The following is a 20,791-nucleotide window of genomic DNA, read 5'->3' as shown; positions in this document are numbered from 1 at the left end:
ATGAGTGTAGTCGGGATCATTGCTGAATATAATCCCTTTCATAGTGGACATGAGTTTTTAATGAACCAAGCTCGTTATATTGCGGGAGACAAAGATCCAATAGTGGTGATAATGTCTGGAAATTATGTTCAAAGAGGCGAAATGGCGATCATGGATAAATGGTCGCGAGCAAAAGCTGCACTTGAAAGTGGTGCTGACCTAGTCTTTGAACTACCTTTTTCGACGGCGGTGCAGCCTGCTGACCTATTTTCTTTAGGTAGTATTGATCAATTGGCTAAGTTAGGTGTGACTGACTTAGTCTTTGGTGTAGAAGATGCAACGCAAAATTTTGCTTATTTAGGCAGTAAGATTGCTGAAATACCACAAAGTCACATGGACTTTAACGATTATAGTCAGACCTATTCAACGCAATATAATCAAATGGTTGCCCGTGAAGTTGGCCATGAAGTTAACGAGCCCAATGCTATCTTGGCTTTGGCATATGCCGTAGCTAATCATAATTTGGGTACGCCACTGTCTCTGCACCCAATTAACCGAATTGGTGCTGGTCATGATGATGACTTGCAAAGTAATGGTGTAGTTCAAAGCGCGAGCGCAATTCGCAATATCATCTTGCATAGTCAGGTAAATGCTGAATTAGAGCAGTGGATGCCTAAGAAAGAAGTTCAAAACTTATACCAGCAAAAGGCATATCCGAATTGGAATATTTTGTTTCCGTTTCTAAAATATCGGCTTGAGTCTTCGTCGGTTGAGCAGCTACATGATATTTATCAAATGAGTGAAGGGCTTGAATATAAGCTTAAGCAGGAAATTCATTTAGCACGTGACTTTACGGAATTTTTACGACGGATAAAGTCCAAGCGCTATACCTATTCGCGATTGCGCCGTCTTGCACTTTATACGCTGCTAAACGTTACACAGGATGATATTATCGCCAGTTTCAATGATGAAGCATTATTTTTGTTAGGATATAGCAAATTAGGGCGAAATTACTTAAAGCAGATTAGAAAAGCTACAGCTGCTAATATCATTTCTAAGGTTGATCAAAAAAATAGCCGTCAGGGCTCAATGCACTTACAGTTACGGGTTGACCGCTTATTTGAACAAATAGTGCAGGTTGATCAGAACTTTGGTCGACGTCCGTTGGAGGTTTAATATGCTTACTATTAACTTTTCACAGATTAAGAATAATAGGGAACCAATCACTTCACTTAAGCAGGAAGTCCAAGTGCGTCCTGAATTTTTAGAGCGCAGTAAAGATTTGGTTTACGAAGTAAAAAATGTGCTTGTTACTGGCCAATTATTTTATAATTCGCCATATGTAACAGGAGATTTTCAGGTTAAAACGAAGCTCGTCGTTCCTTCGAGCCGCAGTTTAGCACCGGTTGATTTCGAGCAAGATTTTCATTTTACGGAAAATTACACCGAAGATGAAGTATCTAAGGAAAAGCTAGACGAGAGTGAGATTCCAATTGTTAAAGTGGACGATGATAAAATCGATTTACAGACTGCAATTGAGGACAATATTTTGCTTAATATTCCAATTACCATTTTGACTCCGGAGGAAGAAAAAGAAAATGTTTATCCCGAAGGCGATGGTTGGTCTGTTATCTCAGAAGAAGCGTTTGATAAGAGCAAAAAAGATCACGTAAACCCAGCTTTTGCAAAGCTAAAGACATTATTTGATGAAAATAATAACGGTGAAAATAAAGATAAATAATAGTATAAAATAGTGCAAAAATCAGTGATATTCATATCCTGATTTATTAATCTTGTTTTAAGAGCTTTTTTAAAGTATGCTTAACTTATTAAAAGAAATTTAACTTGATTAAGCATTTAATAGTGAATATAGAGGATGAGAAGAATGGCAAGAATTTTAATTGTTGAGGACGAAAAAACTTAGCTCGTTTTGTTGAGTTGGAGTTAAAACACGAAAAGTATGACACAGTTGTTGAGAGCAACGGACGTAAAGCTTTAGACCTTGCACTTAACGAAGACTTTGATGCAATTTTGCTTGACCTGATGTTGCCTGACTTAAACGGTTTGGAAATTGCTCGTCGTGTACGTCAAGTTAAGAGTACGCCAATTATAATGATGACGGCGCGTGATTCTGTTATTGATCGTGTTTCTGGACTTGATCATGGTGCTGATGATTACATTGTTAAGCCATTTGCGATTGAAGAATTATTAGCACGGCTTCGTGCTGTTTTACGCCGAGTTAAGATCGAAAAAGAAGCTTCCGATGACACAATCGAAAAGAAGGTCATCAAGTTTAAGGACTTAACAATTGAAACTGCAAACCGGATCGTTCGTCGCGGTGACGGTAAGGCTGTTGACTTGACTAAACGTGAATACAATTTGTTAATGACGTTAATTAAGAACAAGAACAATGTTGTAAGTCGCGACCAATTATTATCCAAGATTTGGGGACCAGGTTCTAATATTGAAACCAATGTTGTTGAAGTTTATGTTAGATACCTTCGGAATAAAATCGACATCCCTGGTCAACAATCATATATCAAGACCGTTCGGGGTACCGGATATATGGTAAGAGATGAAGATGATGAAAAGAAGTAAGAAACAGGAAAAATTAGGGACCAAGCACTCATCTATTATTGTACGTTGGGTCAGTATTGTCGCTTTGACAATTATGGTCTCTTTTATTATCTTTTCGGTCATTATTTATTCGATTGTTGGTCAGCAATCAATGGTACAGCAAAAAGAAACTTCGCGTGAAATGGTGGTTAAGCTTAATGACAGTTTAAACCAGATTCATGGCGAGTTGCAGATATCTAATGTTGTTCCTGCGCTTACACCATCGGCACGAAAAATTTTGCAAGGTAATCCGCCAATTAATCCTGATGAGCATCCCAATAACGCCTTCAATGATGACTTGTTATCTTCACTAACAAATAAAGATTTAAACGTGGTCGTTTATAACCTTGAAAAAGAAGATGTATTTGATAACGGCGGCGTAATTCCCAAATTTAAACAATTTAAGGGTAATTTTCACTCAGAAACCGTCTATAAGGGCCGGCGAAAAGAATTGTTAACTTACCAGAAGGTTCGTGATGCGCATAAGGGTAAGGTAACTGGTTACATTGTTGTTGCCAATAAAATGTCTTACTATAACGGCTTGATGAAGGACCTTCTCAAATGGATGATTCGCATATCTGCAGTTGCAATTATCTTTTTCACGTTAATCGCATTTATCATTGTGCGCGGGATCGTGAAACCAATTAAGGAAATGTCGCGGGTTGCTCTGGAAGTTAATGCGGATCCAAACAGTACTGCCCGAATTAGCGACTTTCACCGGCACGATGAACTGCAGGAATTAGCGGTTTCGCTTAATCAAATGCTTGATCGTATGCAGCGTTATATTGACCAGCAAAAAGAATTTGTTGGTGATGTTTCGCATGAGTTGCGAACTCCGGTGGCGGTAATTGAAGGGCACTTGAATATGCTTGAGCGCTGGGGTAAAGATGATCCGGAAATTCTTGAGGAGTCAATTAAAGCTTCTCTTCAGGAAGCCAAGAGAATGCAGCATTTAATTCAGGAAATGCTAGATTTAACTAGAGCTGAACAGATTAATGTTCAATACCCGAATGCTGTTACCAATGTCGCTGATGTCTTGAAACGTGTTGCTGGCGACATGTCAATGGTTCATAAAGACTTTGTCATCAGACTTGATATGGATGATATGCCGCAAGATACGCAAATTCAAATTTATCAGGGACACTTAGAACAATTACTTGTTATCTTGGTTGATAATGGCATCAAGTATTCAACTGATCGCAAAGAAATCAACATTTCTGCTGGATTAGCGCAAAACGAGGTTCATATTATTGTTCAGGACTTTGGTGAAGGGATTTCTAAAGAAGATCAAAGCAAGATCTTTAACCGGTTCTACCGCGTTGACAAGGCACGGACGCGCGAAAAGGGTGGTAACGGTTTAGGCTTATCGATTGCTCAAAAATTAGTTCATAGTTATCACGGCAAAATTGGCGTTGATTCAGTTGAAGGACAAGGAAGCCAATTTATAATTGCATTCCCATCTCTAACGAAGAAGCAAGCCCAAAAGTTGCGTGAACGTGATCAAGCTGAGAAAGCTAAAAAAGGCAAATAGAAACTAGGACAGTTTAATAATTTTAATTGAGGACTAATAGCCGATATTTAATCGGGGTTAGTCCTCTTAGTTTTGCTTCAATTTTTTCTTGCTTAGATAATTTACCCATAATAAAAACCTCGAAGTTGTTCCTAACTCCGAGGCTTTTATCGTTTTACCGCAAGCTATCTTTTGCTTGCAAGCTACTTAATGTTTATGATGCTGTTTTCCTTTATTCCGGTTACGCAGATTTTGATGTAATTCTTGCGTCTGTTTATTAACCTTAGGTGCCGCAGAAGATTGATTGAGCAACTCATCAATTTTTTCTTGGGTAACGACGGCCTTAATTGGCTCGTGCTTTAATTCCTCATCAACTTCTTTTTTAACTTTTGGCATAATGATAAAGGTAACAATTAATTGTTGAATAACTGAAAAGATATTACCGGCTGCCCAATATAATGCAACTGAACCTGATACAGACAGTGAAATAAATAGTGTCATGAGCGGATTCATCAGCATCATTGATTGCATTTGTTTCTTCTGTTCTTTCGGAATGCCAATTAAAGAAATATATCCTTGTAAAAAGGCAAAAATTGTCGCAATGATTGTTACCGAAATAGATCTTTCACTAAGTGAAATACCAAAGAAAAATGAATGGGCAAGTGGCTTGGAATACATTACCGCTTGGTAAATCCCAATCATAATTGGAAACTGAATAATCAGTGGCAGACAGCCCATTCCGCCTGTTAACGAAAGATTATTCTGCGAATACAATTCGCGTTGCCAAGTGCCAAGAGTCAATTGTTGGTCTTGAGTTAAGTCCTTGCGCTTCATTGTCTCTTGAATTAGCTTCATTTGCGGCTGAACGCGAGCCATTTTTTCCTGTTGTGTCGTCGACTTCTTCTGCTGGTTAAGCATTAGAGGAAGAAGAACCATTCTAACAACAAAGGTCATTAAGATAATGGCCCAACCAGCTCCATTAGCACCACCGATAACGTGGGAAAAATAGAGCATGACATTTTGTAATGGTTTTCCAATAAAATTATAGATTGTGCCATAGAAAAAGTCTGTAGGAGGTTTAGTAACTCCTTTGCCATTTTGCGCACAAGCGGTAACAATTAACATGACTGCAAAACAAAGTGCAGCCAATCCAATATATTTGCGAAATTTCTTCATTCAATTCACCATAATGTTTATTTTTAAAGTCAATACTTAATATAATACATGAAAACCATGCATTTTGGCTACATTTGCCAGCTTTTCTTTTTTAATCGTTGAGATCTGGGCATAAGGAGATACATTTTGGGGCAGCTCCTTAATAAATTGGTTGACGTGGTCAAGACTTGTCTGTAAAGTGATTGTTACGGTTTGATCGCTATTATTGCAAACATTACCCGTAAGCCCCATTTTGTTGGCAAGGTTTAGAACACTCCACCTGAAACCAACGCCTTGAACTACACCTGAAGCGGTTAGTTTCCATGTTTCAAATGAATCTTGCGCTGGTTGTGACTGTTTTTCGTGTCGATTATTGAAAAATGCCATGATGGGTTCCTTTCTAATAAAAATTAAACTCAGTCTAAGTCGATTTTACCATTTTATTTGATAGATATTACATTATAATAAAGTTTGAAAGAAGATGCTTACTAAATGGAACAACTTAGTTCAGTTAATAATAAACTGATTAAAGATTTAGCTAAATTAAAACAAAAGAAATACCGTGAAGATACTGGCTTATATTTAATTGAGGGCTTTCACTTAATTGAAGAAGCGTTTAAAGCTAATTTAAATTTTGTCGATTTGCTGGGAACCGAGCAAGCGTTAAATCAAGTAGCAGAAGACTATCAGGTTGACCTAGATGGTAAAAATATTTATTTGATTAATTCAGCCATTGCTCATCATTTATCTAGTACCAAAAATTCACAAAACATCTTTATGGTCTTAAAGATAGCTCAACCCAAGCAATACCCTTTTAATTTTGGTAAATGGGTTTTGCTAGATAATGTATCAGATCCTGGCAACGCCGGTACAATAATTAGAACTGCGGATGCGGCTGGTTTTGACGGCGTAGTTTTATCGCCCAATAGTGTTGATATTTATAATCCCAAGACGCAGCGTGCTATGCAGGGAAGCCAGTTCCATATCAATATCATCAATGCTGACTTAGTTGAAGTAATCAATGCACTAAATGACAATGCCATACCGGTTTATAGCAGTATGCTAGATAAAACTGCCAAGCAGTTACAAGAATTTGCCCAAGTAGCGCAGCTTGGTTTGGTTATTGGCAATGAAGCACATGGGGTTAGTGACGAGATTGCGGCAATTTGTGATGAAAAATTATATATCCCGATTAAAGGCCAAGCAGAATCCTTGAATGCCGCCGTAGCGGCTGGTATTATTATTTACCACTTTGCATAATGGATTGTCCTTGTTTTTAGTAAGTGTTTTTTTTATAATAAATTGATATCATTGCTTTGCTGTGGGAGGAATGGATTATGGCTAAAGACGATAAAACTAAGGGTTGTTCTGACTGTTTAGGGACAGATTATGAGCACTGTCAGCATTTTATAAATGCATTTAAAATTATTGGTAAAAAGTGGAATGGGCTAATTATTAGTTCCCTTTGTGCTGGTGATTATATGCGTTTTAAGGATTTGGCTCAGTGCGTTAAGGCATGCTCTGACCGTGTCTTAGTTGAGCGTCTGAAAGAACTAGAGCAAGCAAAAATCGTCAAGCGTTCAGTTGACAGTAAAACCAAAATCATTTCATACGGTCTAACTAAAAAAGGCGAAGATCTCAAGCCAGTCTTTGATCAAATTCATAATTGGGCAGATAAATGGGTTTAATGAGAATTTGATATTTACTTGCAAGTTTGAGTGAAATGAATTATTCTTATAGTTAATTACAGAAAGTAAGACTAGTAGCAGCGATCATTTAATCAGAGAGACTTTTTTTATTAAGCTGAAAGAAAAGTTTAAACGGATCTGTGAATTTCATCTTACTAGTAGGATCTAATCAATTCCGGTATTCGCCGTTATCGAAAACTTAAGTGTGGGTTATTAATGCCCAAACTAGGGTGGTACCGCGAAGCTTCGTCCCTTTTAGGGGACGGAGCTTTTTTATTTGAAAGGAAATAGTTATTTATGGATTTATTTGAAAGGCTGAAGGAGCTGCGTGAGCAGGGCTTAAGCGAAATTTCTCAAGCTAAGACTGAAGAAAAGCTGAATGATGTTCGGGTTAAACTTGTCGGACGCAAAAGTGAATTAACTGAAATTTTGCATTCAATGAAAGAGGTTGAACCTGAAAAAAGACGAGAAGTTGGGCAAAACGTCAACAAAGTCCGGGATTTATTTAACCAAAAACTAGATGATGCCAAAAATGAAATCGTTGAAAAGTTGGTTGAAGAGCAGCTCGCAAAGGAACAAATTGATGTTACTTTGCCAGGTCGGGTAACTCATCTGGGCGTAAAGCATCCAATTAATATCATTCTTGATGATTTGGAAAATTATTTTATTGGAATGGGCTATCAGGTTGTTCAAGGTCCTGAAATTGAAACTGACCATTACTGTTTTGAAATGATGAACTTGCCTAAGGATCACCCAGCTCGCGATATGCAAGAAACCTTCTATGTTGATAAGGAGGACCTATTACGGTCGCAAACTTCTGGTGATCAGGCGCGAGTTTTAGAAAAACATGATTTTACTAAAGGTCCTTTAAAAATGGTTGGCCCAGGTAAGGTTTATCGTCGTGATGATGATGATGCAACGCACTCACACCAATTCATGCAAATGGAAGGGCTCGTTGTTGATGAAAATATTACGATGGGTGATTTGAAGGGAACGCTAGAATTGATGACTAAACATGTTTTTGGTCAGGATCGTGAGACACGTTTGCGTCCAAGTTACTTCCCATTCACTGAACCATCCGTCGAAATGGATGTTTCCTGTTTCAACTGTGACGGCAAGGGCTGTCCAATTTGTAAGTATACTGGCTGGATCGAAGTTTTGGGAGCAGGAATGGTTCACCCTAATGTACTTGAAAATGCTGGTGTTGATTCAAATAAATATGGCGGGTTTGCTTTTGGTGTTGGACTCGACCGGTTTGCGATTCTTAAATATGGCATTGATGACATTCGTGATTTCTATACCAATGATGTCCGTTTCTTAGAACAATTCAGTAGGGAGGAAAGATAATGCTAGTTTCATATCAATGGCTACAAGATTTTCTAAAATTGGATCAGGATCCAAATGAATTAGGTGAAAAAATTACTAGGACAGGTGTCGAAGTCGCCGAAGTAAAGCACCCTGAAGAAGGTTTGAAAAAAATCGTCATCGGTCATATTTTAGACTGTGAGCCAATTGAGGGCACCCACCTTAATTTAACTCACGTTGATGTTGGTGAAGATGAACCTCATCAAATTGTCTGTGGTGCTCCTAATGTTGCTGCAGGCGAAGATGTTGTTGTAGCCCTTCCTGGGGCCCGCATTGCCGACAACGTTAAAATTAAAAAGGGTAAATTACGTGGTTATCAATCTGATGGTATGATCTGTGGTTTACAAGAAATTGGTTTTGCTGATAATCTTGTTCCAGAAAAATATACCGATGGAATTTATGTCTTTCCTCAAGATGCTGATGTTAAGCCTGGTGAAGCTGCTTTTGCACCCTTAGGAATGGATGATTATATTTTTGATTTTGACATCACTCCTAACCGGGCAGATACGCTGTCAATGGAAGGTTCTGCCTACGAGGTAGGTGCCATTGTCGACGAGCCGGTTAAAATTGAAGACGTAACTTTAAGGGCAGATGGTCCTGATTGGACAAGCAATTTTAACACCGAGGTTGATTCTCAGCTTGCTCCGAAGTTTTACCTACGCAAGATTAGCGGAGTAAAAGTTGCTGACAGTCCGCTTTGGCTGCAAAAACGCTTGTGGAATGCCGGAATTCGCCCAGTTAATAATGTCGTTGATGTTACTAACTACGTGATGCTGCTAACTGGCCAACCGATGCATACGTATGATGCCAGAGCATTTGCAACTAACAAGCTGGTAGTTAGAAAAGCTAACAAGGGCGAAAAACTCACGCTCCTTAATGATAAAAATGTTGACCTTGATCCAGAAGATATTGTAATCACGAACGGAAACGAAGTGGTTATGATGGCCGGTGTAATGGGTGGACTTAATTCAGAAATTAAGGACGACACTACAGATGTTATTCTGGAGTCAGCAATTTTTGATCCAACTTTGATCAGAAAAGCAGCATTACGCCACGCTAATCGAACCGAAGCTTCCAGTCGCTATGAAAAGGGCGTTAATTGGGATGCAACTAGAAGAGCGCTTGACATAGCTGCCTTATTATTACGCAATGACGCTAACGGAACAATCAACGAAGGCGTCATTACCGCTACCGAAACTGAGCGTAAGCAAGATGTTATTCATACGACCATTTCATATTTAAATAAGACACTTGGCGCATCAATTTCTGCTGCTGAAATTAAACACTTGTTTGAAAGACTTAATTTTGCCGCACAAATCGATGGCGATAATTTAACTGTTGAAGTACCTGCAAGACGTTGGGATGTGGCTATCGCTGCTGATTTAGTTGAAGAAGTTGGCCGACTTTATGGCTATGATAATATTAAATCAACCCAGCCAGTTTTAGCAGAAACTCATGGGGGCTATTCTGAAAAAGAAGAAGCTATCAGACGAATTAAAAATGTTGTTCAGGGACAGGGATTAATTGAAGCAATTTCTTATTCGCTAACCTCACCTGAAAAGGCTGTATCTTTTATGAGAGAACCCCAAAAAATGGTTCAAGTTCAGATGCCACTGAATTCAAGTCGTTCTACATTAAGGCAAAACTTGCTAACTGGTTTAGTTGATGCTGCCAGTTACAACATTGCGCGGAAGCAGAATCAACTAGCAATTTTTGAGCAAGGCCGTGTTTATGACTTTGAAAACAATACCTACAATGAGCATGAGCATCTTGCAGCATTATATTCTGGTAACGTGTATTTTGAAAATTGGCAACATGATAAAGAAAAAATTGATTTTTATTATGTGAAGGGGCAATTAACTAATTTATTCACTGCTATTGGTATCAATTCTAGTGATGTTGAATATAAAGCAGAGGTAATTGCTAAGATGCATCCGACTCGGACTGCTGGAATTTATATCAAAAAGCAGTACGTGGGGATGATCGGCATGATTAGTCATGACGTTACCCGTTCAAGCAAGGTAATGAGAGGTAGCGAATTATATGGCTATGAATTAGACCTTGATCTGATTGTGCCGTTAATTGTTAATCCTAAGACTGTTTCCAAAGCAGCACCTAAATTCCCGGCAATTGATCGCGACCTTTCAATCTTAGTTGAGCAAGATATTACCAATCAAGAAATTGAAAATGTAATTGAGGCAAATGGTGGCAAGTATTTGCACGACTTGCGCGTAATCGATGTTTATCAAGGGTCACATATTGAAAATAATAAGAAGAGTCTCGCGTACCGACTTCATTTCTTAAATGAGCAAGATACGTTAACTGATGAAGTTGTTAATAAAGTAACGGCTCAAATTACAAGTAGTTTAGAGAATCAACTTGGTGCGGAAATTCGTTAGAGGTTGACTTTAAGCACAGAAATCAATATTATAGACCAGTGCAAAAAGAATTTTAACTTTAAGGAGTAGGAAATTTTATGCCTGAGAAATCATATCCAATGACTGCCGAAGGAAAAGAAAAACTTGAGGCAGAATTAAAAAATTTAAAAGTTGTTAAACGTCCTGAAGTAATTGAGCGAATTAAGGTTGCGCGTTCTTACGGTGATTTATCTGAAAACTCAGAATATGATGCTGCTAAGGATGAGCAAAGTCATCTTGAAGATCGGATTAACGTTGTTGAAGAAATGTTAAAGTATGCTCATGTGGTAGATGCTAATTCAAGTGACCCCGATGAAGTAGCAGTTGGTAAGACTGTTACTTATACTGAGGTTGGTGAAGACGAACCAGAAACATACACCATTGTCGGAAGTGATGAATCTGATCCATTAAGTGGAAAGATTTCTAACGATTCACCAATTGCACAAGCAATTTTAGGCAAGAAAAAAGGTGAAACAGTCACTATTGCCACCCCTGGTGGTAAGTTCGACGTTGTTATCAACAAAGTTGAAGAATAAAACTATTTAATTAAAAAAAACAGATTACTGCAACCAGTAATCTGTTTTTTAGTATTTCTTAGTAAATATTACCGACTTGTAAAGTAGCGGTAATCCTTACTTTTATCGTAAATAACACCGCGAGCATTTTCGCCGTTTGAAATAGAGAATTCCGCATTAGGGTAATGCTTTTTAACCTTTTCTTCTAAAAAGTTGCGCAGCATTGCATTATTAGCTAGAACTGATCCGGTCAGAGCAATTCGCATTGGCTTAGGCTCCTCATAGCGATCCATTCCGATAATAATATCGCGGGCAAGCAATTCAGCTTGCTCTTTAATTACAGCAGTAGCATCTTGATCACCATTATCGGCAAGCTTTGCCACGCTAACGGCCATTGAGGCAACTTCTGGGTTGGACATTTGGTAGAATTTAGCGGTCCCATCGACAATATTATCAGTCTTAAATAGGTCATTAAACATTGGGATTAAAGCATTTTCTTCGCGTTTGTCCCAGCTTAAAAGTGCGGCTTTTAAGGCAGTTAAGGCAATTGCATAACCAGAACCTTCATCACCTAAAATTGAGCCATAACCACCAGTGGTAATGATTCGCCCTTTTTGCAGGCCATTAAAGACTGAACCAGTACCAGCAATTACTAGTCCACCATCTTCACCTTCAAGCCCGCTATACAAGGCAAGTAGTGAATCTGTTACAGCTCTAGTAGGCAAATTGTTAACCTTGGCAGAAATTTCTGCAGCTACTTCAGGTGCATGCCCGATTACTGAAAGTCCAGCCATACCACATAAAATCCGTTGGCAATCACCGTCAATTTGGTCAATTAGTTGGTTAATAGCTCCGGTAATATTACTAATTGCATTGTCGTAATCTGTATTAACTTGTCCGGGGCCAGCTTCACTGCGTTCAATTTCTTGACCGCTCATATCATAGGCGATTGCGGTAGTATGAGTACCACCAGCATCAACACCAATTTGGTATTCAAGTGTCATTTTTGTTTCTTCTTTCCATTTTAATCTTAGTCTTTATATTATTTATTTTATTACAAAAGAAATAAATACAGAAGATATTTTAGCAAAAGGCTTTCAAGTTCTTCTATCCTGACAGAGAATGATGATAATTAAAACAGCGCAATTATGCGGATTAACTAAAATCTGGTAAAATTTTGTCAAAGCAATGTCCAACTAATAGAATTGCACCCTAGTTTTTGGTAAAATAACCACTAGTTTAGTGAGGTTTGAGTTACGTGAAATTTTTTAAGAATAATCGAAAAACTAAATCTAATAGTACAAAAAATCAACCTTCAACGCCAATTAGAATGAAAATCATTTTGGCGATTATTTTTGTACTTTTTGCGACTTTAATTGGGCAGCTGGCTTATCTGCAAATTGGCTATGGGTCGCGGTTTAAAGCCGAAGTACAAAAATCAAATTCCGCCGTCGTTTCCAGCCAAGTACCTCGGGGAGTGATGTATGACAGCAAGGGCCGTATTTTGGTTGGTAATAAAGCCAAAAATGCTATTACTTACACCAAAAGTGTTTCTACAACTGCTGATGATATTTATTCTATTTCAAATAAGCTCAGCCAGTATATTCGGATCAAGAACGAAAAACCAACTGAACAACAAGTGATTGATTATTACTTGGGTGATAAGAAAAATAGTACAAAAGAAACCGCTAAAGTGCCCAAGTCAATCAGGGCAACAGAAGATGATGAACTAATCAATAATAGAATTCATGACCAAGTGCGGGCTGAACACATTAAATTAACCGATCGGGAAAAAACGGCGGCTCTGATTTATAACAAAATCTCGGGTGCCTATACTTTATCGACAATTTATTTAAAAAACAGCGATTTGACTGATAAAGAAATAGCTGAAGTTGGGGAGCACTTATCCGATTTACCCGGTGTTGGAATTGGAACAGATTGGCAGAGATCATATCCTAACGGGTCTTCAATTCAGAGTATTATCGGATCTGTATCAACAGAAAAGGCCGGCTTGCCAAGTGATAATTTACAATATTATTTAACTAACGGTTATTCTCGTAATGATCGCGTGGGTACTTCCTACTTAGAACAAGAATATGAGCCTTTATTAAAGGGAACTAAATCCACTAGCAAAATTTGGACTAAGAGTTCAGGCAACATTGAACAAACTAAGTCAGTTTACTCTGGTCAGGCTGGAGCAAGCTTAGTTTTGACCTTAGATGCCAAATATCAAAAAGAAGTGCAGAACTCTTTACAACAAATATATTCTTCAGCAATTGCTTCTGGTGCGGCTCGCTATTCTAATGGTGCTTATGCGGTTGCAATGAATCCTAAAACAGGTGCATTATTAGCTGTAGCCGGTATTAGTCGTGATCCGAAGAAGAATAAAACAACTAACAATGCTCTCGGTGTAATTAACCAAGCATTTGTTATGGGGTCTGCTGTTAAGGGAGCAATGGTTAGTGGCGGTTTAATCAATAACGTAATCACGCCAACTAATAATGTCTTACCGGATACGCCAGTTTATCTTCCAGGAACACCGATTAAAAAATCAGTTTATCCGGTTGGAACCTTTGGTGCTCTTGATGCTTCGACCGCTTTGGAAGTTTCCAGTAACATTTACATGATGCACTTGGCGATGAACTGGGTACATGCAAAATATATTCCTAAACAAGACATTCATATGCCTTCGACCGCATTTGATACTTTGCGGCATAACTTTAACATGTTTGGGTTGGGTCAAAAAACCGGCGTTGACTTGCCGGGTGAAATATCAGGCATTCAGGGTAAGTCTTTTAACGAACACGGAAATATTCTTTCTGGTTCTGTTCTTGACCTGTCATACGGTAACTATGACGCCTACACGCCAATTCAAATGGTGCAATATGTTTCAACTATTGCCAACGGTGGCTATAGGATGCAGCCATATGTTGTGCAGTCAATTGGTCGAACAGCAAGTAATGGCAAAAAGGTTTACATTGACTATAATAAAAAGCCTAATGTCCAGCTGAAAATTCCTTGGACCCCAAGTGAATTAGATGTTGTGCGGCAAGGTTTTTGGCGGGTAGTTCATGGTACCAATTCTTGGGGAACGGCCCACAAACTAAAGGATGTCAAACCATCGATTTCAGGTAAATCTGGTACGGCGCAAACCTTTTACTATGATCCTGATCACCCTAACCAGAAAAATCCGCCGGAGTTGGTTAATGCCACCTTTGTCGGGTATGCACCTTCTAACAATGCGGAAATTGCTACGGCTGTTGTCTTTCCAGGCTTAGACCCAGAATTAGAAGGGTCTTATACGCTGCAAATGACTAAGGCAATGGTTCAAGATTACTTTAAACTACATAAAAAATAGAAATTTGGTAATTATCGCTGGTAAAAAGTCCAGAGAAATGCTAAACTTATACAGTCAGAATAAAGAATTTAGGTGGTGAAAGAAATGGCAGATAACATCATTTTGGAATGCACCGAATGTGGAGATAGAAGTTACTTATCTAAGAAAAACAAGCGTAAGCATCCGGAACGTTTAAGTTTGAAGAAGTATTGCCCAGTTGAAAGACATACGACTCTTCATCGTGAAACTAAGTAATAAACTAACTATAGCAAGGGCCTATGCTCCTGCTATTTTTTGTATGGAATAAGCATGAATAAAAAAGAACTACGGCAAAAACAAAAAGAAAGATTGAGCAGTTTTGCGGATAGTACTGAAAAAGATACTGAAGATCAAGCTTTGCTCACGAATTTCATTAATTCACAAATTTTAGATGGAAAGGAAAGTATTGGAGTAACTTCTTCTTTATCATATGAAGTCGATACCTCTAAATTAATTGCCTATTTATGGGATCAGGGTAAGGATGTCTATTTAGCCCGCGCTAATGACAATCCTGAACGTTCACAAGATTTTCTTTCATATAATTACACTACGAAGCTTGGTAAAACAAAATTTGGTGTTGAGGAAGTTGAAGATCCTAAGGCAAAAGTCAATAACCAACTTGACTTAATCATTGTTCCTGGTTTGGCCTTTGCTCGCGATTCCCATCAACGTGTTGGATTTGGTGGGGGATACTACGACAGATTTTTAGCTAAACATCCGAATGCAGCAACTGTTGCTTTGGCAAACTCACAAATGATTTTTGAAACCGCGACTTGGAATGTTGAACAAACAGATGTCCCGATTCAAACTATTATTACGCCTAATTCAATCTTGCAAAAATAAATGAGGTTAAGATGAATCAACGACAATATTTGAAAAACTGTTATATTACTGTTGCCATTTTACTAACACTTTTGGTAGTCTTTTTAATTGAAGTGATGCAAGGTGGTTCAGAGAATGCCTATGTTTTAGTAAAAATGGGCGCAATGAATAATCTTGCTGTTGTGGGACAAAACCAATGGTGGCGTTTATTTACGGCTCAGTTTTTACATATTGGGATCATGCATTTAGCTTCTAATGCGGTGATGATCTATTACATTGGTACTTATATTGAACCATTATTGGGCCACTGGCGTTTTTTACTTCTGTATCTATCCGCTGGTGTTGGGGGCAATTTGCTTAGCTTGGCTCTTGGTAGTGACAGTTCTTTAAGTGCTGGTGCATCGACTGCGTTATTTGGCCTATTTGGCGCCATGACCGCAGTAGCAGTTAAGAATCGTGCCAATCCAGTTATTTCTTATTTAGGTAAGCAGGCTTTTTGGCTAGCTGTGATTAATATTGTGCTTGATTTGTTTTCGCCTAATATCGATATTCAGGGCCATATTGGCGGTTTAGCAGTCGGCTTTCTAATTGCAATTATCCTCGGTGATCGGACAACCCACCATTATTCTGTTAAGGAAAGAGTGGTGGCTGCCGCCGTATTAATTGTCTATTGTGTGGCTACTGTCAGAATGGGTATGGTTATCAAATTATCATGAAAACTTTATACGATGTTCAACAACTTCTTGAAAAATATGGCATTATGGTCCATGTTGGCAAAAGAATTTGGGATATTGAATTAATGGCGCTGGAGCTTGATAATATTAATCGTGCGCATTTAATTGATCAGCATGAATATTTAATTGCTAAGCTAATTCTTCGCCGGGAACACGAATATGAAGAAAAGCTTGAGAAAAATAAGCATCGCTCCTAATTTAGGAGTATATTATTTTTATAAACTTTGATAGGAGAGAAGAAAATTTATGTCAACTTTTTTAATTATTGTAGACGTGGTATTGGTTGTTATCATCCTTGCCTTTGTTCTGGTTTGGCTATGGAATAAAATTCAAACTAAGCGCTTAGGTAACGGTGATTTGACTAATGATGAGTTCAATCAGGGCATGAGAAAGGCTCAGATTGTTGATTTACGGGAAAAAGCTCCCTTCAAAAGAAAGCACATTGATGGGGCACGGAATTTGCCTTATACCATGTTGAAGTACCAATATACAGAATTAAGAGCAGATCTTCCAGTTTACCTTTATTCAGATTCGTTATCAGTAACTCTTCGTGCAGCAAGATTTTTACAAAAAAAGCACTTCTCTTCAATTAAATGGCTTAAAAATGGCTTTGATGAGTGGAATGGACGGACGAAATCATCTAAATATTAATTAAGGAACATGTTTGTCATTTTTTTCAAACGTGTTTTTTTAATATATAATTAAAAAAGTACAAAAGGGAAGCGAAAAATGCAGAAAATCATAGTAATCGTAGGACCAACAGCGATTGGCAAAACCAGTTTGGCGATTTCTTTGGCACAAAAGCTTAACGCGGCTATTGTGTCGGGCGATTCGATGCAGGTTTATCGTGAAGTAGCAATTGGGACAGCCAAAGCAACACCTGAAGAGCAAAAAGCAGTCCATCATTACCTAGTCGACACGCGCTCGGTCTTTGAGCCATACTCCGTTGTTGATTTTGTTAAACAAGCCGAAACGGCGGTCAATACAATCGCAACCAAAAAAGAATTACCGCTGCTCGTAGGTGGAACTGGCTTTTATGTCAATGCACTGTTAAACCAGATGCAATTAGGTGAGAAGAAGGAACAGCAGCAGGCAATTGATGAAAAGTGGCAACAATTCTTGGCTTTAAATGGAGCGGAAAAATTATGGCAGGAATTAAACCAGCGAGATCAAGCCGCGGCCGAAAAAATTCCACTTAATAATACCCGACGTGTACTACGAGCGTTGACTGTTATTGACCGAACCGGACAAAAGTTTTCTGAACAACAGGAAAAAATAATGCCACGGTATGATTATTTAATTATTGGTCTTAATGCAAACAGACAGGAAATTTATCGCAGAATTAATCTTCGGGTAGATCAGATGATGCAAGAGGGACTGTTAAGCGAAGCAAAATTTGTTTATCAAAATCGGGAAAAAGAGCACCAGATTTTGCAAGCGATAGGCTATAAAGAATTTTTTCCGTATTTTACCGGCGAAAGCACATTAGAGGATTGTATCGCAAAAGTTAAAGCTGCATCTCGGCGCTATGCCAAAAGACAGCTAACATACTTTAGAAATCAATTGCCCGTTGTCTGGTTTGACCCGTTAGATGACCCAGAATGTCAGATTAAGATAGAACAGAAAGTGAAGGAATGGTTGAATGAATAATTGGCCGCAAGAATTACAACAAATTGTTAACGAAATTGATCAACAGATTGCACCGCAATTAAGCAAAATTGATGATAATATCCTTTTTAACCAAAATAAGGTCTTACAAGCCTTTAAAGATAAAGCAGTTGCTGAAGCTGACTTAATCGGAAGTACTGGTTATGGTTCGGATGACAGTGGTCGCGATAAGCTTGATCGCATTTACGCGCAAATCTTTCATACTGAAGATGCCTTAGTTCGCTCACAATTTGTCTCCGGTACTCATACCTTAGCAACAGCGATGGCTGGCAATTTGCTGCCAGGAGACGAGCTAACTTATATTACTGGTATGCCATATGATACACTGCAACAAGTAATTGGAATTGCGGGCGACGGCCGAGGAAGCTTAAAGTCATATGGCGTTAAGTTTTCCCATGTTCCTTTAAAAGACGGAGACGTTGATTTTGCAGCAGCTCGCAAGTTGTTATCTGAGCACCAACCTAAGATGGTTGTCATTCAGCGCTCTCGTGGCTATGACACACGTCAAAGCTTTACGGTTGAAAAAATCAAGCCGATGATTGCGATGATTCGTGAAGTTAGTCCTAATAGTATTGTCTTTGTTGATAATTGCTATGGTGAATTTTCCGAAAAGCATGAACCGACTGAGTTTGGGGCCGACTTAATGGCTGGGTCATTAATTAAAAATGCTGGCGGTGGATTGGCTAAAGTTGGTGGTTATGTTGTTGGTAAACATGAATTAATTGAAAATACTGCCGCCAGACTCACGGCTGGAGGAATTGGTAGAGAAGAAGGTGCCAGTCTTAACAACAACCTTGACTATTTTGAAGGCTTGTTTATTTCACCAAGTGTTACTGGTAATGCGATTAAAGGGGCAATTTATTCTTCTGCCTTATTGGCCAGAATGGGTGCTCAAGTATCACCAAAATGGGATGATGATCGGACAGACTTAATTCAGGCAGTTATCTTCCATGATAAAGATAAGATGATTAGATTTGCTAAAGCACTGCAAGAAAATTCTCCAATTAACTCGTTCGTTGATCCTGTCCCAAGTAATGATACTGGTTATGAGGATCAGGTAATCATGGCAGATGGTTCATTTGTCGAAGGTGCAAGCATCGAATTCTCAGGCGATGGACCAATTCGGCCGCCATACGCGATTTATATGCAAGGTGGCTTGACATATGCTCATGTCAAGATTGCTATCACTAATGCAGTTAATGAGCTCTTTTTCCAAAATTAATTTTTGCTTTGAAAAGGGCTTTAATTAAAGTAAAACTTTGGTAAAGATTAGCAAAAAGTGGTTAGACCACTTTGACTTTTATTTAATGTTTTGCTAATGTAATAATCAAGTTTTAGGCAGGGAGTTGAGTACTTGTCTAGGCTATACCAATTACAAGTTGTTTATATTTTTTAGGTGGAAAAGCATGACAAAGAAAATTACAGCAGATGATATAAGAAAAAGCGTCGCTAATGACGATGTTCGTTTTATTCGACTAACTTTTACTGACATTAATGGGACACTCAAGGCAGTTGAGGTGCCTAATAGTCAACTGGAAAAGGTTCTCACCAATGATGTTCGGTTTGACGGCTCTTCAATTGATGGTTTTGTTCGCTTAGAAGAAAGCGATATGGTTTTATATCCAGATTTCTCAACTTGGTCAGTATTACCTTGGACAGATAGCCAGGGGGGTAAGATTGGCTGCTTAATTTGTTCTGTTCATATGACAGATGGTAAGCCATTTGCAGGGGATCCGCGGAACAATTTGAAGCGGATTGTTGAACAAATGAAGGATATGGGCTTTTCCGCGTTTGATATTGGTTTTGAAGCTGAATTTCATTTACTTAAGCTTGATGAAAATGGGAACTGGACCACAAAGGTTCCTGATCACGCTTCATACTTTGATCTTACTTCTAATGATGAAAGTGCTAGTTGTAGACGTGACATCGTTGAAACTTTGGAAAGTATTGGGTTTGAAGTTGAAGCAGCGCACCATGAAGTTGGTGACGGTCAACAAGAAATCGACTTTAAGTTTGATGACGCATTAACCACAGCCGACCGGGTTCAAACCTTTAAGATGGTTGTTCGTGAAATTGCTAAAAAGCATGGATTATTCGCTACATTCATGGCTAAACCATTACAGGGGCAAGCTGGTAACGGAATGCACACGAATATGTCGTTATTCAAAAATGGTAAAAATGCTTTTTACGACAAGAATAATAAATTCCACTTGTCTAATACAGCGCTTTACTTTTTAAATGGTATCTTAAATCATGCACGTGCAATCACTGCTGTAGCTAACCCAACAGTCAACTCATACAAGAGATTGATTCCTGGCTATGAAGCACCTGTATATATTTCTTGGGCTTCAAAGAATCGTTCACCAATGGTTCGCGTACCTTCGGCTGAAGAGGTTAACACCAGATTGGAAATGCGTTCAGCTGACCCGACGGCTAACCCATACTTATTATTGGCCGCATGTCTTGCTGCAGGACTTGATGGTATTAAGAGAGAAGAAATGCCAATGGATCCAATCAACTGCAACTTATTTGATGTTAGCGAAGAGCAGAGAAATAAGATGGGAATTAAGCCATTGCCTTCAACTTTGCACAATGCTCTTAAAGCTTTTAAGGAAGACAAGTTAATTCAAGATGCTCTTGGAAAGCACTTAACTCAAAGTTTTACAAGCTCTAAAGAACTTGAATGGTCGCAATATGCTGAAACTGTTTCTGATTGGGAAAGAAACAGATACATGGGTTACTAATTAAGAAAACCAACAACTTTCTTACTGGTAAATATAAAATAATAAAACACTGGATCTAATTGATTCAGTGTTTTTGTGTTTTATGAGGTAGACCAATTTTCTAAAAGAATTGTAGAACTATACTCATTAAGCCACTTATATTAGCAAAAACGAACCGCCTATTTAGTTAGCATCTGTTACTTATAAGCCATAGAAGTGCTAG

At 38.5% G+C, this 20,791-nt stretch carries 20 protein-coding genes, 1 pseudogene and 1 other annotated feature; of the genes and pseudogenes, 18 read left to right on the top strand and 3 right to left on the bottom strand.

The window, feature by feature from the left end; all coding sequences use genetic code 11:
• The 4 genes and pseudogenes from J3U73_RS04130 (at position 1) to J3U73_RS04115 (ending at position 4,126) form a co-directional block, all read left to right on the top strand.
• A complete protein-coding gene (locus tag J3U73_RS04130) occupies positions 1–1,155 on the top strand; it encodes a nucleotidyltransferase (RefSeq protein ID WP_267393338.1) in 1,155 nt (384 codons plus the stop codon).
• A gap of 1 nt (position 1,156) precedes the next feature.
• Entirely contained in the window at positions 1,157–1,720 is a 564-nt protein-coding gene (locus tag J3U73_RS04125) for a DUF177 domain-containing protein (protein WP_267409665.1), read from the top strand.
• Positions 1,721–1,864: 144 nt separating this feature from the next.
• Positions 1,865–2,577, top strand: a pseudogene (locus tag J3U73_RS04120) (response regulator transcription factor).
• Positions 2,555–4,126, top strand: coding sequence for a HAMP domain-containing sensor histidine kinase (locus tag J3U73_RS04115; protein WP_220219919.1), 1,572 nt, complete (start codon positions 2,555–2,557; stop codon positions 4,124–4,126). The pseudogene J3U73_RS04120 and the gene J3U73_RS04115 overlap by 23 nt, the downstream one beginning before the upstream one ends.
• A 186-nt stretch (positions 4,127–4,312) precedes the next feature.
• Here J3U73_RS04115 and yidC read toward each other — a convergent pair whose 3' ends face one another.
• Positions 4,313–5,281, bottom strand: a complete 969-nt coding sequence (gene yidC, locus J3U73_RS04110) for a membrane protein insertase YidC (RefSeq protein ID WP_103751860.1) — start codon at positions 5,279–5,281, stop codon at positions 4,313–4,315.
• A 36-nt stretch (positions 5,282–5,317) separates the two neighbouring features.
• Positions 5,318–5,647: an acylphosphatase gene (locus J3U73_RS04105; RefSeq protein WP_103751859.1), complete on the bottom strand. Its 330-nt coding sequence runs from the start codon at positions 5,645–5,647 to the stop codon at positions 5,318–5,320.
• Positions 5,648–5,752: 105 nt separating this feature from the next.
• Between J3U73_RS04105 and J3U73_RS04100 the strand changes: the two genes are divergently transcribed.
• The 5 genes from J3U73_RS04100 to greA all read left to right on the top strand — a co-directional run bounded on the left by J3U73_RS04100 (position 5,753) and on the right by greA (position 11,266).
• Positions 5,753–6,520, top strand: coding sequence for a TrmH family RNA methyltransferase (locus tag J3U73_RS04100; RefSeq protein ID WP_103751858.1), 768 nt, complete (start codon positions 5,753–5,755; stop codon positions 6,518–6,520).
• 77 nt (positions 6,521–6,597) lie between these two features.
• Positions 6,598–6,948, top strand: a complete 351-nt coding sequence (locus tag J3U73_RS04095) for a winged helix-turn-helix transcriptional regulator (protein WP_103751857.1) — start codon at positions 6,598–6,600, stop codon at positions 6,946–6,948.
• Between the two features lie 52 nt (positions 6,949–7,000).
• Positions 7,001–7,205: a binding site (T-box leader), on the top strand.
• Positions 7,206–7,245: 40 nt separating this feature from the next.
• Positions 7,246–8,295: a phenylalanine--tRNA ligase subunit alpha gene (pheS, locus tag J3U73_RS04090; RefSeq protein WP_103751856.1), complete on the top strand. Its 1,050-nt coding sequence runs from the start codon at positions 7,246–7,248 to the stop codon at positions 8,293–8,295.
• Positions 8,295–10,712, top strand: a complete 2,418-nt coding sequence (gene pheT, locus J3U73_RS04085; RefSeq protein ID WP_267409663.1) for a phenylalanine--tRNA ligase subunit beta — start codon at positions 8,295–8,297, stop codon at positions 10,710–10,712. Before pheS ends, pheT begins: the two co-directional genes overlap by 1 nt.
• Positions 10,713–10,789: 77 nt before the next feature.
• On the top strand, positions 10,790–11,266 hold the full coding sequence (gene greA, locus J3U73_RS04080; protein WP_103751854.1) for a transcription elongation factor GreA: 477 nt from the start codon (positions 10,790–10,792) through the stop codon (positions 11,264–11,266).
• A 68-nt stretch (positions 11,267–11,334) separates the two neighbouring features.
• Here the strand turns inward: greA and J3U73_RS04075 are convergent, their stop codons facing one another.
• A complete protein-coding gene (locus J3U73_RS04075; protein ID WP_220234668.1) occupies positions 11,335–12,249 on the bottom strand; it encodes an N-acetylglucosamine kinase in 915 nt (304 codons plus the stop codon).
• A gap of 326 nt (positions 12,250–12,575) precedes the next feature.
• On the opposite strand from J3U73_RS04075, the gene J3U73_RS04070 reads away from it, so the two are divergent.
• From J3U73_RS04070 to glnA, 9 genes are all read left to right on the top strand, one after another.
• Complete coding sequence (locus tag J3U73_RS04070; protein ID WP_267409707.1) at positions 12,576–14,603, top strand: peptidoglycan D,D-transpeptidase FtsI family protein; 2,028 nt, start codon at positions 12,576–12,578, stop codon at positions 14,601–14,603.
• An 84-nt stretch (positions 14,604–14,687) separates the two neighbouring features.
• Entirely contained in the window at positions 14,688–14,837 is a 150-nt protein-coding gene (gene rpmG / locus J3U73_RS04065; protein ID WP_081945351.1) for a 50S ribosomal protein L33, read from the top strand.
• A 54-nt stretch (positions 14,838–14,891) separates the two neighbouring features.
• Positions 14,892–15,464, top strand: coding sequence for a 5-formyltetrahydrofolate cyclo-ligase (locus J3U73_RS04060; protein ID WP_267409662.1), 573 nt, complete (start codon positions 14,892–14,894; stop codon positions 15,462–15,464).
• 11 nt (positions 15,465–15,475) lie between these two features.
• Complete coding sequence (locus J3U73_RS04055; RefSeq protein ID WP_103751851.1) at positions 15,476–16,159, top strand: rhomboid family intramembrane serine protease; 684 nt, start codon at positions 15,476–15,478, stop codon at positions 16,157–16,159.
• Complete coding sequence (locus J3U73_RS04050) at positions 16,156–16,374, top strand: YqgQ family protein (RefSeq protein WP_220268169.1); 219 nt, start codon at positions 16,156–16,158, stop codon at positions 16,372–16,374. Before J3U73_RS04055 ends, J3U73_RS04050 begins: the two co-directional genes overlap by 4 nt.
• A gap of 49 nt (positions 16,375–16,423) precedes the next feature.
• Complete coding sequence (locus tag J3U73_RS04045; RefSeq protein WP_103751849.1) at positions 16,424–16,828, top strand: rhodanese-like domain-containing protein; 405 nt, start codon at positions 16,424–16,426, stop codon at positions 16,826–16,828.
• Positions 16,829–16,906: 78 nt separating this feature from the next.
• Positions 16,907–17,827, top strand: coding sequence for a tRNA (adenosine(37)-N6)-dimethylallyltransferase MiaA (gene miaA / locus J3U73_RS04040; protein ID WP_220268168.1), 921 nt, complete (start codon positions 16,907–16,909; stop codon positions 17,825–17,827).
• Positions 17,820–19,067 carry an aminotransferase class I/II-fold pyridoxal phosphate-dependent enzyme gene (locus J3U73_RS04035; RefSeq protein ID WP_103751847.1) on the top strand — a complete coding sequence of 416 codons (1,248 nt, stop codon included), beginning with the start codon at positions 17,820–17,822 and terminating at the stop codon, positions 19,065–19,067. Before miaA ends, J3U73_RS04035 begins: the two co-directional genes overlap by 8 nt.
• A 184-nt stretch (positions 19,068–19,251) precedes the next feature.
• Positions 19,252–20,589 carry a type I glutamate--ammonia ligase gene (glnA, locus tag J3U73_RS04030; protein ID WP_267393310.1) on the top strand — a complete coding sequence of 446 codons (1,338 nt, stop codon included), beginning with the start codon at positions 19,252–19,254 and terminating at the stop codon, positions 20,587–20,589.
• Positions 20,590–20,791: the final 202 nt, after the last annotated feature.

The organism is Lactobacillus sp. B4005 (assembly GCF_026536045.1).
Taxonomy (GTDB): Bacteria; Bacillota; Bacilli; order Lactobacillales; family Lactobacillaceae; genus Lactobacillus; species Lactobacillus panisapium.
This window is presented reverse-complemented; position numbering and strand designations above follow the sequence as displayed.